This window comes from Pseudomonas sp. NBRC 111123, assembly GCF_001320205.1.
Classification (GTDB): Bacteria; Pseudomonadota; Gammaproteobacteria; order Pseudomonadales; family Pseudomonadaceae; genus Aquipseudomonas; species Aquipseudomonas putida_J.
The window spans coordinates 1-15,575 of record NZ_BCAZ01000074.1 but is presented as its reverse complement, the minus strand read 5'-3'; the positions used below and the strand labels follow the sequence as shown (position 1 = coordinate 15,575).

General features: G+C 58.0%; 12 protein-coding genes and 1 tRNA gene. All 13 read left to right on the top strand.

Annotated elements, in window-relative coordinates; all coding sequences use genetic code 11:
* Positions 1–70 precede the first annotated feature (70 nt).
* Positions 71–146 (top strand) — tRNA-Trp (locus APH27_RS24570).
* Between the two features lie 44 nt (positions 147–190).
* A complete protein-coding gene (gene secE, locus APH27_RS24565) occupies positions 191–559 on the top strand; it encodes a preprotein translocase subunit SecE (protein ID WP_008089117.1) in 369 nt (122 codons plus the stop codon).
* Between the two features lie 9 nt (positions 560–568).
* Complete coding sequence (gene nusG, locus APH27_RS24560) at positions 569–1,102, top strand: transcription termination/antitermination protein NusG (protein WP_003255501.1); 534 nt, start codon at positions 569–571, stop codon at positions 1,100–1,102.
* 119 nt (positions 1,103–1,221) lie between these two features.
* Positions 1,222–1,653 (top strand): 50S ribosomal protein L11, encoded by a 432-nt coding sequence (rplK, locus tag APH27_RS24555; RefSeq protein ID WP_003255500.1) that lies wholly within the window; start codon positions 1,222–1,224, stop codon positions 1,651–1,653.
* Positions 1,653–2,348 carry a 50S ribosomal protein L1 gene (gene rplA, locus APH27_RS24550; protein ID WP_027919361.1) on the top strand — a complete coding sequence of 232 codons (696 nt, stop codon included), beginning with the start codon at positions 1,653–1,655 and terminating at the stop codon, positions 2,346–2,348. The genes rplK and rplA overlap by 1 nt, the downstream gene beginning before the upstream one ends.
* A gap of 198 nt (positions 2,349–2,546) precedes the next feature.
* The gene (gene rplJ, locus APH27_RS24545) at positions 2,547–3,047 is read left to right on the top strand and encodes a 50S ribosomal protein L10 (RefSeq protein WP_016715872.1); all 501 of its coding nucleotides are present in this window, start codon (positions 2,547–2,549) and stop codon (positions 3,045–3,047) included.
* A gap of 78 nt (positions 3,048–3,125) precedes the next feature.
* The gene (gene rplL / locus APH27_RS24540; protein ID WP_003255496.1) at positions 3,126–3,491 is read left to right on the top strand and encodes a 50S ribosomal protein L7/L12; all 366 of its coding nucleotides are present in this window, start codon (positions 3,126–3,128) and stop codon (positions 3,489–3,491) included.
* A gap of 219 nt (positions 3,492–3,710) precedes the next feature.
* Positions 3,711–7,784: a DNA-directed RNA polymerase subunit beta gene (gene rpoB / locus APH27_RS24535; RefSeq protein WP_060486130.1), complete on the top strand. Its 4,074-nt coding sequence runs from the start codon at positions 3,711–3,713 to the stop codon at positions 7,782–7,784.
* Positions 7,785–7,848: 64 nt separating this feature from the next.
* On the top strand, positions 7,849–12,048 hold the full coding sequence (gene rpoC / locus APH27_RS24530; protein ID WP_027919363.1) for a DNA-directed RNA polymerase subunit beta': 4,200 nt from the start codon (positions 7,849–7,851) through the stop codon (positions 12,046–12,048).
* A gap of 211 nt (positions 12,049–12,259) precedes the next feature.
* Positions 12,260–12,631: a 30S ribosomal protein S12 gene (gene rpsL, locus APH27_RS24525; RefSeq protein ID WP_003255492.1), complete on the top strand. Its 372-nt coding sequence runs from the start codon at positions 12,260–12,262 to the stop codon at positions 12,629–12,631.
* Between the two features lie 106 nt (positions 12,632–12,737).
* Entirely contained in the window at positions 12,738–13,208 is a 471-nt protein-coding gene (gene rpsG, locus APH27_RS24520; protein ID WP_003246741.1) for a 30S ribosomal protein S7, read from the top strand.
* Between the two features lie 30 nt (positions 13,209–13,238).
* Positions 13,239–15,386 (top strand): elongation factor G, encoded by a 2,148-nt coding sequence (fusA, locus tag APH27_RS24515; RefSeq protein ID WP_027919364.1) that lies wholly within the window; start codon positions 13,239–13,241, stop codon positions 15,384–15,386.
* Positions 15,387–15,413: 27 nt separating this feature from the next.
* A partial coding sequence (locus tag APH27_RS26255; protein WP_256250717.1) for a GTP-binding protein occupies positions 15,414–15,575 on the top strand: 162 nt, incomplete at its 3' end.

Here is a 15,575-nt window from a genome sequence, read left to right as displayed (position 1 = left end):
AAAAATTATTGAATAAGTAGTTGATTTACTTGATCAGGCCGGTATAATGGCCGGCCTGATACAGCGTTACAGGTCAGTAGCTCAATTGGCAGAGCGACGGTCTCCAAAACCGTAGGTTGGGGGTTCGATTCCCTCCTGACCTGCCATTTCACCTCGGTGTGATGGCTTTCTTCTTACAGGATCCTCCTCGATGACCCCCAAAACTGAAGCCCAAGAATCGCGTTTTGATCTGTTCAAGTGGCTGGCTGTAGTGGCTTTGGTGGTTGTTGGTGTTGTGGGTAATCAATATTACTCCGCCTCCCCGATCCTGTACCGCGTCCTTGCACTTCTCGCCCTGGCTGCTGTCGCAGGCTTTGTAGCTCTGCAGACCGCGAAGGGTAAGTCGTTCTTTGCGTTGGCGAAGGAAGCTCGTACCGAGATCCGTAAAGTCGTGTGGCCGACCCGCCAGGAAACCACCCAGACCACGCTGATTGTCGTGGCTGTCGTGCTGGTTATGGCACTGCTGCTGTGGGGTCTTGATTCCCTGCTCGGCTGGGCGGTCTCCCTGATCGTTGGCTAAAGGTGTCCCGTGGCTAAGCGTTGGTATGTTGTGCATGCTTACTCGGGTTACGAGAAGCATGTAATGCGCTCCTTGATCGAGCGCGTGAAGCTGGCTGGCATGGAAGACGGTTTCGGCGAGATCCTGGTCCCGACCGAAGAAGTCGTCGAAATGCGCAACGGCCAGAAGCGCAAGAGTGAGCGTAAATTCTTCCCTGGCTATGTATTGGTCCAGATGGAGATGAACGAAGGGACCTGGCACTTGGTCAAGGACACCCCTCGTGTGATGGGCTTTATCGGCGGCACTGCAGACAAGCCTGCGCCGATTACCGATAAAGAAGCTGAGGCTATCCTGCGTCGCGTTGCTGATGGCAGTGACAAGCCGAAGCCGAAGACACTGTTCGAACCGGGTGAAGTGGTTCGAGTCATTGACGGTCCGTTCGCCGACTTCAATGGTAGTGTCGAAGAGGTTAACTACGAAAAGAGCCGCTTGCAGGTTGCAGTGCTCATTTTCGGTCGCTCTACTCCGGTGGAGCTCGAGTTCAGCCAGGTCGAAAAGGTCTAGGCGGACGAAGCATCCCATACCCCGCAGCCCTGTGTGCTGCGGGGTTTTGTCGTCACTGGGATAAAACGCAAGTCATCCGGGGAGCCATCAGGCGTTCGTACCCGATTTTGGAGTAGCTCATGGCTAAGAAGATTCAGGCTTACATCAAGCTGCAAGTTAAGGCCGGCCAGGCCAACCCAAGCCCACCCGTTGGTCCAGCACTGGGTCAACACGGTGTGAACATCATGGAGTTCTGCAAGGCCTTCAACGCCCGTACTCAGGGTCAAGAAGCCGGTCTGCCGACTCCAGTTATCATCACTGTCTACAGCGACCGTAGCTTCACCTTCGAGACCAAGAGCACCCCTGCCTCGGTTCTGCTGAAGAAAGCTGCTGGCCTGACCAGTGGTTCGGCTCGCCCGAACACCGTTAAAGTCGGTACTGTTACCCGTGCTCAGCTGGAAGACATCGCCAAAGCTAAACAGGCTGATCTGACTGCCGCTGACCTGGACGCAGCTGTACGCACCATCGCTGGCTCTGCCCGCAGCATGGGCCTGAACGTGGAGGGTGTGTAATGGCTAAGCTGACCAAGCGCCAAAAGGCAATCGCCGAGAAGATCGAAGCAGGCAAGGCCTACAACTTCGAAGAAGCCGCAACCCTGCTCGCTTCGCTGCCGGCTGCCAAATTCGTAGAGTCCTACGACATCGCCGTTAACCTCGGTGTTGACCCGCGTAAATCCGACCAGGTCGTTCGTAGCGCTACCGTGCTGCCACACGGCACTGGCAAGACCGTACGCGTTGCCGTCTTCACTCAGGGTCCAGCTGCTGAAGCCGCTCTGGCTGCCGGCGCTGACCGCGTAGGTATGGACGATCTGGCTGCCGAAATGAAAGGCGGCGACCTGAACTATGACGTCGTCATCGCATCGCCTGATGCCATGCGCGTTGTAGGTCAGCTGGGTCAGGTTCTGGGTCCTCGCGGCCTGATGCCTAACCCGAAAGTAGGTACCGTGACCCCAGACGTAGCCGGCGCTGTCAAAAACGCCAAGGCTGGTCAGGTTCGCTACCGTACCGACAAAAACGGTATCATCCACACCTCCGTTGGCAAAATCGGCTTCGAAGCTGACAAGCTGAAGGAAAACGTTGAAGCCCTGATCGCTGACCTGAAGCGTATCAAGCCGGCTTCTTCGAAAGGTATCTACGTCAAGCGCGTTACCCTGAGCACCACCATGGGCCCAGGTCTGATCATCGATCAGAGCTCGCTGAACGTGTAAGAACATGGTGGCGCGACTTGTCGCGCCACCAGCAAAAATTGGGGTCCCTGCCTGGCGGGGGCTATCCAAGACCGTAGGCGGCGCAAGCCTTAAAACCCCAGCCCACGCAGATGGTGCTCCCGATTCGTTTACCGAATCAGACACCAAAACGACATCCGGCTTCGGCCAGATGAAACGGTAAAAACCAGGAGTAAACCCGTGGCAATTAAACTCGAAGACAAGAAGGCCATCGTCGCTGAAGTCAACGAGGCTGCCAAAGTCGCTCTGTCCGCTGTCGTGGCCGATGCCCGTGGTGTGACTGTAAGCGCAATGACCGGACTCCGTAAAGAGGCCCGCGAAGCTGGCGTATACGTACGTGTCGTACGTAACACCCTGCTCAAGCGCGCTGTTGAAGGCACCGAATTTTCGATCCTCAACGACGCGTTCAAAGGCCCGACCCTGATTGCTTTCTCCAACGAACACCCGGGCGCTGCTGCTCGTCTGTTCAAAGAGTTCGCCAAGGGTCAGGACAAGTTCGAGATCAAGGCAGCTGCGTTTGACGGCAATTTCATTGCAGCGAACCAGATCGACGTGTTGGCTACCCTGCCGACCCGCGACGAAGCTATTGCGAAACTGATGAGCGTGATCCAAGGCGCTACCAGCAAGCTGGCTCGTACTCTGGCAGCCATTCGCGACCAGAAAGAAGCTACCGCTGCCTAAGGCGCGCGAAATTCTTTCAAAATCATACGTTTAATTTGATGGCTGCGTAGGCCTTCACCCCAATACAGGATTTAAGTCATGTCTCTGACTAACGAACAAATCATCGAAGCAATCGGCCAGAAAACCGTTCTGGAAGTTGTTGAGCTGATCAAAGCTATGGAAGAAACCTTCGGCGTTACCGCTGCTGTTGCCGCTGCTGGCCCAGCTGCTGCTGCTGCCGTTGTTGAAGAGCAGACCGAGTTCAACGTTGTTCTGGTTGAAGCCGGCGACAAGAAAGTGAACGTGATCAAAGCCGTTCGCGAACTGACCGGTCTGGGCCTGAAAGAAGCCAAAGAGAAAGTCGATGGCGCTCCTCAGGTTGTAGCTGAAGGCGTTTCGAAAGAAGCCGCTGAAGACGCTAAGAAGAAGCTGGAAGAAGCAGGCGCTAAAGTCGAGCTGAAGTAATTTCGACTTTGCGATGCCAGCCTGAGCGTTGAGCGAAAGGCTGATGGCTGGTGGCTTATGCCACCGGCCTTTTTCCGTTATTGGTGGCTGGTCAATCCGGCCCCGATAACACGCTGCAAGACACCCATGTGGGTGCGCAAACCAAGGGGTTTGCACGATTTTCTGGCTGCTCCCGCCGGGAGAAGCCAAACAAGCAGGTGACCAAGCTGGGGAACGCTGATGGCTTACTCATACACTGAGAAAAAACGTATCCGCAAGGACTTTAGCAAGTTGCCGGACGTCATGGATGTGCCATATCTTCTGGCCATCCAGCTGGATTCGTATCGCGAATTCCTGCAAGCGGGAGCATCCAAGGATCAGTTCCGTGACGTCGGCCTGCACGCGGCCTTCAAGTCGGTATTCCCGATCATCAGCTACTCCGGCAATGCTGCCCTGGAGTACGTAGGCTACCGCCTGGGCGATCCCGCCTTCGATGTGAAGGAATGTGTCCTGCGTGGCGTGACCTTCGCGGTCCCACTGCGGGTCAAGGTGCGCCTGATCATCTTCGACAAGGAATCGTCGAACAAAGCGATCAAGGACATCAAAGAGCAAGAAGTCTACATGGGTGAAATCCCCCTGATGACTGAGAACGGTACCTTCGTTATCAACGGTACCGAACGAGTAATCGTTTCCCAGCTGCACCGTTCGCCTGGTGTGTTCTTCGACCACGACCGTGGCAAGACACACAGCTCCGGCAAGCTGCTGTACTCCGCTCGCATCATCCCTTACCGCGGTTCGTGGCTGGACTTCGAGTTCGACCCGAAAGACTGCGTGTTCGTACGTATCGACCGTCGCCGCAAACTGCCGGCGTCGGTGTTGCTGCGTGCGCTGGGTTACAGCACGGAAGAAGTACTCAACACCTTCTACACCACCAACGTGTTCCACATTTCCGGCGAAAAACTCAGCCTGGAACTGGTGCCTCAGCGTCTGCGTGGTGAAGTCGCGGTCATGGACATCCATGACGACAGCGGCAAGGTCATCGTCGAGCAGGGCCGCCGTATTACCGCGCGCCATGTCAATCAGCTCGAGAAGGCCGGTGTCAACCAGCTGGACGTGCCGATGGAATACGTCCTCGGTCGCACCACCGCCAAGGCCATCGTTCACCCGGCCACCGGCGAGATCCTGGCCGAGTGCAATACCGAGCTGACCACCGAGCTGCTGATCAAGATCGCCAAGGCTCAGGTCGTCCGCATCGAGACCCTGTACACCAACGACATCGACTGCGGTCCGTTCATCTCGGATACCCTGAAGATCGACACTACCAGCAACCAGCTGGAAGCCCTGGTCGAGATCTACCGCATGATGCGTCCAGGCGAGCCGCCGACCAAGGATGCTGCCGAGACCCTGTTCAACAACCTGTTCTTCAGCGCCGAGCGTTACGACCTGTCCGCCGTTGGCCGCATGAAGTTCAACCGTCGTATCGGTCGCACCGAGATCGAAGGTTCGGGCGTGCTGAGCAAGGAAGACATCGTCGAGGTTCTGAAGACCCTGGTCGATATCCGTAACGGCAAAGGCATCGTCGACGACATCGACCACCTGGGTAACCGTCGCGTTCGTTGCGTCGGCGAGATGGCCGAGAACCAGTTCCGCGTTGGCCTGGTACGTGTTGAGCGTGCGGTCAAGGAACGTCTGTCGATGGCCGAAAGCGAAGGCCTGATGCCGCAAGACTTGATCAACGCCAAGCCGGTAGCGGCGGCGGTGAAAGAGTTCTTCGGTTCCAGCCAGCTTTCGCAGTTCATGGACCAGAACAACCCGCTCTCCGAGATCACCCACAAGCGCCGCGTCTCTGCACTCGGCCCTGGTGGTCTGACCCGTGAGCGCGCCGGCTTCGAAGTCCGTGACGTACACCCGACCCACTACGGCCGCGTGTGCCCGATCGAGACCCCTGAAGGTCCGAACATCGGTCTGATCAACTCCCTGGCAGCCTATGCCCGCACCAACCAGTACGGCTTCCTCGAAAGCCCGTATCGCGTGGTGAAGGAAGGCGTGGTCAGCGATGACATCGTGTTCCTGTCTGCCATCGAAGAAGCGGATCACGTGATCGCCCAGGCTTCGGCCGCGATGAACGACAAGAAGCAGCTGATCGATGAGCTGGTAGCGGTTCGTCACCTGAACGAATTCACCGTCAAGGCGCCGGAAGACGTCACCCTGATGGACGTTTCGCCGAAGCAGGTTGTTTCTGTCGCTGCGTCGCTGATTCCGTTCCTCGAGCACGACGACGCCAACCGTGCATTGATGGGTTCGAACATGCAGCGCCAAGCTGTACCAACCCTGCGTGCCGACAAGCCGCTGGTCGGTACCGGTATGGAGCGCAACGTTGCCCGTGACTCCGGTGTCTGCGTGGTTGCTCGCCGCGGTGGTGTGATCGACTCGGTCGACGCCAGCCGTATCGTCGTTCGCGTTGCCGATGACGAAGTCGAGACCGGTGAAGCCGGTGTGGATATCTACAACCTGACCAAGTACACCCGTTCTAACCAGAACACCTGCATCAACCAGCGTCCGCTGGTAAGCAAGGGTGACAAGGTTCAGCGTGGCGACATCATGGCCGACGGCCCGTCCACCGACATGGGTGAACTGGCACTGGGTCAGAACATGCGCATCGCGTTCATGGCGTGGAACGGCTTCAACTTCGAAGACTCCATCTGCCTGTCCGAGCGTGTGGTTCAGGAAGACCGCTTCACCACCATCCACATTCAGGAACTGACCTGTGTGGCGCGTGACACCAAGCTTGGCCCAGAGGAAATCACTGCGGACATCCCGAACGTGGGTGAAGCCGCTCTGAACAAGCTGGACGAGGCCGGTATCGTCTACGTGGGTGCCGAAGTCGGCGCTGGCGACATCCTGGTCGGCAAGGTCACGCCAAAAGGCGAAACCCAGCTGACCCCGGAAGAAAAACTGCTGCGCGCAATCTTCGGTGAGAAGGCCAGCGACGTTAAAGACACCTCCCTGCGCGTACCGACCGGTACCAAGGGTACTGTTATCGACGTACAGGTCTTCACCCGTGATGGCGTAGAGCGCGACAGCCGCGCCCTGTCCATCGAGAAGATGCAGCTGGACGAGATCCGCAAGGACCTCAACGAAGAGTTCCGCATCGTCGAAGGTGCAACCTTCGAGCGTCTGCGTGCTGCCCTGAACGGCCAGGTGGTCGACGGTGGCGCGGGCCTGAAAAAAGGCACCGTGATCACTGACGAAGTGCTGGACGGTCTGGAGCACGGCCAGTGGTTCAAACTGCGCATGGCCGAAGATGCACTGAACGAGCAGCTGGAAAAGGCTCAGCAGTACATCGTCGATCGCCGTCGCCTGCTGGACGACAAGTTCGAAGACAAGAAGCGCAAGCTGCAGCAGGGCGATGACCTGGCTCCAGGCGTACTGAAGATCGTCAAGGTCTACCTGGCAATCCGCCGTCGCATCCAGCCGGGTGACAAGATGGCCGGTCGTCACGGTAACAAGGGTGTCGTCTCGGTAATCATGCCGGTAGAAGACATGCCGCACGACGCCAACGGTACTCCGGTCGACGTCGTACTGAACCCGCTGGGCGTACCTTCGCGTATGAACGTCGGTCAGATCCTTGAAACCCACCTGGGCCTCGCGGCCAAAGGCCTGGGCGAGAAGATCGACCGCATGATCGAAGAGCAGCGTAAAGCCGCTGAACTGCGTACCTTCCTCACCGAGATCTACAACGAGATCGGTGGTCGTCAGGAGAACCTGGAAGAGTTCACCGACGAAGAGATCATCGCCCTGGCGAACAACCTGAAGAAAGGCGTGCCAATGGCCACCCCAGTCTTCGACGGTGCCAAGGAGCGTGAGATCAAGGCCATGCTGAAACTGGCAGACCTGCCAGAAAGCGGCCAGATGGTGCTGTTCGACGGCCGTACCGGCAACAAGTTCGAGCGTCCTGTGACCGTTGGTTACATGTACATGCTCAAGCTGAACCACTTGGTGGACGACAAGATGCACGCGCGTTCCACTGGTTCCTACAGCCTGGTTACCCAGCAGCCGCTGGGTGGTAAGGCGCAGTTCGGTGGTCAGCGTTTCGGGGAGATGGAAGTGTGGGCGCTGGAAGCATACGGCGCGGCATACACCCTGCAAGAAATGCTCACAGTGAAGTCGGACGACGTGAACGGCCGTACCAAGATGTACAAGAACATCGTGGATGGCGATCACCGTATGGAGCCGGGCATGCCCGAGTCCTTCAACGTGTTGATCAAAGAGATCCGTTCGCTCGGTATCGATATCGATCTGGAAACCGAATAACACGTGACGCGAAGGGGAGTGGGGCAGGTAATGCCCGCTCCCTGCTCCGCCAGGAGGAAAGGCCTTGAAAGACCTACTGAATTTGCTGAAAAACCAGGGTCAAGTCGAAGAGTTCGACGCCATCCGCATCGGTCTGGCGTCGCCTGAAATGATCCGTTCGTGGTCGTTCGGTGAAGTTAAGAAGCCGGAAACCATCAACTACCGTACGTTCAAGCCTGAGCGTGACGGCCTTTTCTGCGCCAAGATCTTTGGCCCAGTCAAGGACTACGAGTGCCTGTGCGGCAAGTACAAGCGCCTCAAGCACCGCGGTGTGATCTGCGAGAAGTGCGGCGTTGAAGTTGCCCTGGCCAAGGTTCGTCGTGAGCGCATGGCGCACATCGAACTGGCCTCGCCGGTTGCCCACATCTGGTTCCTGAAGTCGCTGCCGTCCCGTATCGGCCTGCTGATGGACATGACCCTGCGTGACATCGAGCGCGTGCTCTACTTCGAGAGCTACGTCGTGATCGATCCGGGCATGACCACCCTCGAGAAGGGTCAGCTGCTCAACGACGAGCAGTACTTCGAAGCGCTGGAAGAGTTCGGTGACGACTTCGACGCCCGCATGGGTGCCGAGGCTGTACGTGAGCTGCTGCACGCTATCGACCTGGAGCACGAGATCGGCCGCCTGCGCGAAGAGATTCCGCAGACCAACTCGGAAACCAAGATCAAGAAGCTGTCCAAGCGCCTGAAGCTGATGGAAGCTTTCCAGGGCTCGGGCAACCTGCCTGAGTGGATGGTCCTGACCGTCCTGCCAGTGCTGCCGCCGGACCTGCGTCCGCTGGTTCCGCTGGATGGTGGCCGCTTCGCGACTTCCGACCTGAACGACCTGTATCGTCGGGTGATCAACCGTAACAACCGTCTGAAGCGCCTGCTCGATCTGTCGGCGCCGGACATCATCGTGCGCAACGAAAAGCGCATGCTGCAGGAAGCGGTTGACGCCCTGCTGGACAACGGCCGTCGCGGTCGCGCCATCACTGGCTCGAACAAGCGTCCGCTGAAGTCCCTTGCCGACATGATCAAAGGTAAGCAAGGTCGCTTCCGTCAGAACTTGCTCGGTAAGCGTGTGGACTACTCCGGCCGTTCGGTAATTACCGTAGGCCCGACCCTGCGTCTGCACCAGTGCGGTCTGCCGAAGAAGATGGCCCTCGAGCTGTTCAAGCCGTTCATTTTCGGCAAGCTGGAGATGCGTGGTCTGGCGACCACCATCAAGGCTGCCAAGAAGATGGTCGAGCGCGAGCTGCCAGAGGTGTGGGACGTGCTCGCCGAGGTGATCCGCGAACACCCCGTACTGCTCAACCGTGCACCGACGCTGCACCGTCTGGGTATCCAGGCCTTTGAGCCGGTTCTGATCGAAGGTAAGGCTATCCAGCTGCACCCGCTGGTCTGTGCCGCGTACAACGCCGACTTCGACGGTGACCAGATGGCCGTCCACGTGCCGCTGACGCTGGAAGCCCAGCTCGAAGCGCGCGCGCTGATGATGTCGACCAACAATATCCTGTCGCCAGCCAACGGTGAGCCAATCATCGTTCCGTCGCAGGACGTTGTACTGGGTCTGTACTACATGACCCGTGAAGCCATCAATGCCAAGGGCGAAGGTCGCGTGTTTGCCGACCTGCAGGAAGTCGACCGCGTATTCCGCGCCGGCGAAGCTGCCCTGCACGCGAAAATCAAGGTTCGTATCAACGAAACCGTGAAAGACCGCGATGGCAGCATCACCAAGAACACCCGCATCGTCGACACCACTGTCGGCCGTGCGCTGTTGTTCCAGGTTGTACCGGCAGGTCTGCCGTACGACGTGGTCAACCAGCCGATGAAGAAAAAGGCGATCTCCAAGCTGATCAACCAGTGCTACCGCGTGGTTGGTCTGAAAGAGACCGTCATCTTCGCCGACCAGCTGATGTACACCGGTTTCGCTTACTCGACCATTTCCGGCGTTTCCATCGGTGTTAACGACTTCGTTATCCCGGACGAGAAAGCCCGCATCATCGGTAACGCTACCGACGAAGTGAAGGAAATCGAGAGCCAGTACGCCTCTGGCCTGGTAACCCAGGGCGAGAAGTACAACAAGGTCATCGACTTGTGGTCGAAGGCGAACGACGAAGTGTCCAAGGCGATGATGGCCAACCTCTCGAAAGAGAAGGTCATCGACCGTGAGGGCAATGAAGTCGATCAAGAGTCCTTCAACTCGATGTACATGATGGCTGACTCGGGTGCGCGGGGTTCCGCAGCCCAGATCCGTCAGCTGGCCGGTATGCGTGGCCTGATGGCCAAGCCGGACGGCTCGATCATCGAGACGCCGATCACCGCGAACTTCCGTGAAGGCCTGAGCGTACTCCAGTACTTCATCTCGACTCACGGTGCTCGTAAGGGTCTGGCGGATACCGCACTGAAGACTGCGAACTCCGGTTACCTGACCCGTCGTCTGGTAGACGTTGCCCAGGATCTGGTGGTTACCGAGATCGACTGCGGTACCGACCAGGGCCTGCTGATGACCCCGCACATCGAAGGCGGCGACGTTGTAGAGCCGCTGGGTGAGCGCGTACTGGGTCGTGTCATTGCCCGTGACGTGTTCAAGCCAGGCACCGAGGACGTCATCGTTCCAGCCGGTACCTTGGTCGACGAGCAGTGGGTAGAGTTCATCGAGCTGAACAGCATCGACGAAGTGATCGTGCGTTCGCCGATCAACTGCGAAACCCGCTTCGGTATTTGCGCCAAGTGCTACGGTCGCGACCTGGCTCGCGGTCACCAGGTGAACATCGGTGAAGCTGTCGGCGTTATCGCTGCGCAGTCGATCGGTGAGCCGGGTACCCAGCTGACCATGCGTACGTTCCACATCGGTGGTGCTGCAAGCCGTACCTCGGCTGCCGACAGCGTCCAGGTGAAGAACGGCGGTATGGTGCGTCTGCACAACCTGAAGCAGGTCGAGCGCGCCGACGGCAACCTGGTTGCCGTATCCCGTTCGGGTGAGCTGGCCATTGCCGACGAATTCGGTCGTGAGCGTGAGCGTTACAAGCTGCCTTACGGTGCGGTGATTTCGGTCAAGGAAGGTGACAAGGTCGAAGCTGGCGCAATCGTCGCCAAGTGGGACCCGCACACCCACCCGATCGTTACCGAACTGAAAGGTACCGTGACCTTCGTGGGCATGGAAGAAAACATCACCATCAAGCGTCAGACTGATGAGCTGACCGGCTTGACCAACATTGAAGTGCTGGACGTCAAGGATCGCCCTGCCGCAGGCAAGGAAATCCGTCCGGCAATCAAGATGGTCGATGCCGCTGGCAAGGACCTGTACCTGCCAGGTACCGATGTACCGGCACAGTACTTCCTGCCGGCCAACGCCCTCGTGGGTGTGGCTGACGGTGCCCAGATCGGTGTTGGTGACGTTATCGCGCGTATCCCGCAAGAAACGTCGAAGACCCGTGACATCACCGGTGGTCTGCCGCGCGTTGCCGACCTGTTCGAAGCGCGCCGTCCGAAAGAAGCCTCGATTCTGGCTGAAGTCAGCGGCACCATCGCGTTCGGTAAAGAGACCAAGGGCAAGCGTCGTCTGGTGATCACTCCGACCGACGGTAGCGATCCGTACGAAGAGCTGATTCCGAAGTGGCGCCACCTGAACGTCTTCGAAGGCGAACAGGTAAACCGCGGCGAAGTTATCTCCGACGGCCCGAGCGATCCGCACGACATCCTGCGTCTGCTGGGTGTGAGCGCGCTGGCGAAGTACATCGTCAACGAGATCCAGGACGTTTACCGTCTGCAAGGCGTTAAGATCAACGACAAGCACATCGAGACCATCCTGCGTCAGATGCTGCGCAAGGTCGAGATCGCCGAGTCGGGTGATTCCAGCTTCATCAAGGGCGACCAGATGGAACTGACCCAGGTGCTGATGGAAAACGAGCGCCTGGCAGCGGAAGACAAGTTCATCTCCAAGTACACCCGTGTACTGCTGGGTATCACCAAGGCCTCGCTGTCGACCGAGTCGTTCATCTCCGCGGCTTCCTTCCAGGAAACCACCCGCGTACTGACCGAAGCGGCTGTAACCGGCAAGCGCGACTACCTGCGCGGCCTGAAAGAGAACGTGGTCGTGGGTCGTCTGATCCCGGCCGGTACTGGTCTGGCCTACCACAGCGAGCGCAAGCGTCGCCGTGATGCCGACAAACCGCTGCGTGTAAGCGCCAGTGAGGTGGAAGCCGCACTGACCGAAGCGCTGAATTCCAGCGGTAACTAAGTACAGGGCAGGGCCCCGGCAAGCCTCGAACGACCCTCGGCGACATAAAATGTTGCCGATGATCGGGCGAGGAGGGCCGGGGCCTCGTCTTGACTGGGTGCAAGATCCTCCGTAGACTTTTGTACCCTTAAATTTGGTGAGGCTCCGTCTCGCCAATTTTTGGCTTTCTTGCAAGACAATAGAGTCGCAAGACAATCAGTGGAGCTAGTAGATGGCAACTATCAACCAGCTGGTACGTCAGCCGCGTAAGCGTTCGGTCGAGAAGTCCGACGTTCCTGCGCTGCAGAACTGCCCGCAGCGTCGTGGTGTGTGCACCCGTGTGTACACCACCACGCCGAAAAAACCTAACTCGGCACTGCGTAAAGTATGCCGTGTGCGTCTGACCAACGGTTTCGAGGTTTCCTCGTACATCGGTGGTGAAGGCCACAACCTGCAAGAGCACAGCGTCGTCCTGATCCGTGGCGGCCGTGTAAAAGACTTGCCAGGTGTTCGTTACCACACCGTTCGCGGCTCTCTGGATACTTCGGGCGTTAAAGGCCGTAACCAGGGTCGTTCGAAATACGGTACCAAGCGTCCGAAGTAATCGGCCGTTTGCAGACATCCATTTTTTTGAGTCGATAAGAGTAAGGTCGGGCAGGGGTCGCAGACCCACGTCCCGGGCTAACCTGAAGACCGTTTGAGGGCTTATCATGCCAAGACGTCGTGTAGCAGCAAAACGTGAGATCCTTGACGATCCGAAGTACGGATCCCAGATCCTCGCCAAGTTCATGAACCACGTGATGGAAAGCGGCAAGAAGGCCGTAGCCGAGCGCATCGTTTACGGTGCTCTGGATACCGTCAAAGCACGCAAGAACAGCGACCCCCTGGAAATCTTCGAGAAAGCTCTCGACGCCATCGCTCCGCTGGTCGAAGTAAAGTCCCGTCGTGTCGGCGGTGCCACTTACCAGGTTCCGGTTGAAGTTCGTCCATCCCGTCGTAACGCTCTGGCAATGCGCTGGCTCGTAGACTACGCCCGCAAGCGCGGCGAGAAGTCGATGGCTCTGCGCCTGGCCGGTGAGCTGCTGGATGCTGCCGAAGGCAAAGGTGCTGCAGTCAAGAAGCGTGAAGACGTGCACCGCATGGCAGAAGCCAACAAAGCGTTCTCGCACTACCGCTTCTAATTCAAGCATCAATCATTTTGCGAGGGCTTTATGGCTCGTACTACAGCAATTAACCGCTACCGTAACATCGGTATCTGTGCTCACGTTGACGCGGGCAAGACTACCACTACCGAGCGGATCCTGTTCTACACAGGTCTGAGCCACAAGATGGGCGAGGTGCATGACGGCGCCGCGACCACTGACTGGATGGTGCAGGAGCAGGAGCGCGGTATCACCATTACCTCCGCTGCCGTTACCACCTTCTGGAAAGGTTCCCGTGGTCAGTACGACAACTACCGCGTAAACGTCATCGATACCCCCGGCCACGTTGACTTCACCATTGAAGTAGAGCGTTCGCTGCGTGTACTCGACGGCGCGGTCGTTGTGTTCTGCGGTACCTCCGGCGTTGAGCCGCAGTCCGAAACCGTATGGCGTCAGGCCAACAAGTACGGCGTTCCACGTGTTGTCTACGTGAACAAGATGGACCGTGCTGGTGCCAACTTCCTGCGCGTTATTGGTCAGATCAAGAACCGTCTGGGTCACACCCCGGTTCCGGTCCAGCTGGCTATCGGTGCAGAAGATGACTTCCAGGGTCAGGTTGACCTGATCAAGATGAAAGCCATCTACTGGAACGATGACGATAAAGGCACCACCTATCGCGAGGAAGAAATTCCTGCCGATATGCTGGAGCTGGCTGAAGAGTGGCGCTCCAACATGGTTGAAGCGGCTGCCGAGTCCAGCGAAGAGCTGATGAACAAGTACCTGGAAGGCGAAGAGCTGACCGTCGAAGAGATCAAAGCCGGTCTGCGCGCGCGCACCCTGGCCAGCGAGATCGTTCCGGCTGTCTGCGGTTCGTCGTTCAAGAACAAGGGTGTTCCCCTGGTTCTGGACGCCGTTATCGACTTCCTGCCTGCTCCGACCGAAATCCCGGCGATCAAGGGTATCCACCCTGACCTGATCGACACGCCGAAGGATGAAGTCAAGCCAGAGCAGTACGATGAGCGTCCTGCTGACGACAACGAGCCGTTCTCGGCCTTGGCGTTCAAGATTGCCACCGACCCGTTCGTGGGCACTCTGACCTTCGTCCGCGTCTACTCGGGCTTCCTGACCTCCGGTGACTCCGTCATCAACTCGGTCAAGGGCAAGAAAGAGCGCGTTGGCCGTATGGTGCAGATGCACGCCAACCAGCGTGAAGAGATCAAAGAAGTGCGCGCTGGCGACATCGCTGCTCTGATCGGCATGAAGGACGTCACCACCGGTGACACCCTGTGCAACGCCGACAAGCCGATCATCCTCGAGCGTATGGACTTCCCTGAGCCGGTAATTTCGCTCTCCGTAGAGCCGAAAACCAAGGCTGACCAGGAGAAGATGGGTATCGCTCTGGGCAAGCTGGCCCAGGAAGACCCGTCGTTCCGCGTCAAGACCGACGAAGAAACCGGCCAGACCATCATCTCCGGTATGGGTGAGCTGCACCTGGACATCCTCGTTGACCGCATGAAGCGCGAGTTCAACGTCGAGTGCAACGTCGGCAAGCCGCAGGTTTCGTACCGCGAGAAGATCACCAAGTCCAACGTCGAGATCGAAGGCAAGTTCGTTCGTCAGTCGGGTGGTCGTGGTCAGTTCGGTCACTGCTGGATCCGTTTCTCGGAGCCGGACGTGGACGAAAAGGGCAACATCACCGAAGGTCTGGTGTTCACCAACGAAGTCGTTGGTGGTGTGATTCCTAAGGAATTCATCGCCCCGATCCAGAAGGGTATCGAAGAGCAGATGAAAAACGGCGTTGTTGCCGGCTATCCGCTGCTCGGCCTGAAGGCTACGGTATTCGACGGTTCGTACCACGACGTCGACTCCAACGAAATGGCGTTCAAGATCGCCGCTTCGATGGCGACCAAGCAACTGGCCCAGAAGGGCGGTGGTGTGGTGCTTGAGCCGATCATGAAGGTCGAAGTTGTAACCCCGGAAGAATACCTGGGTGACGTGATGGGTGACCTGAGCCGTCGTCGCGGGATGATCCAGGGTAATGAAGACTCGGTGTCCGGCAAGGTAATCACTGCTGAGGTACCGCTCGGAGAGATGTTCGGTTACGCAACCGACGTTCGTTCCATGTCTCAGGGTCGCGCAAGCTACTCCATGGAATTCTCCAAATACGCCGAAGCTCCGTCGAACATCGTCGAAGCACTCGTTAAAAAACAAGGCTAATCCCCTTTAGGCAAGAGGTTCACTGTCGTGGCTAAAGAAAAATTTGATCGTTCCCTTCCCCACGTTAACGTCGGCACCATCGGCCACGTTGACCACGGTAAGACCACTCTGACCGCAGCTCTGACTCGCGTCTGCTCCGAAGTTTTCGGTTCGGCCGTCGTTGAGTTCGACAAGATCGACTCGGCTCCG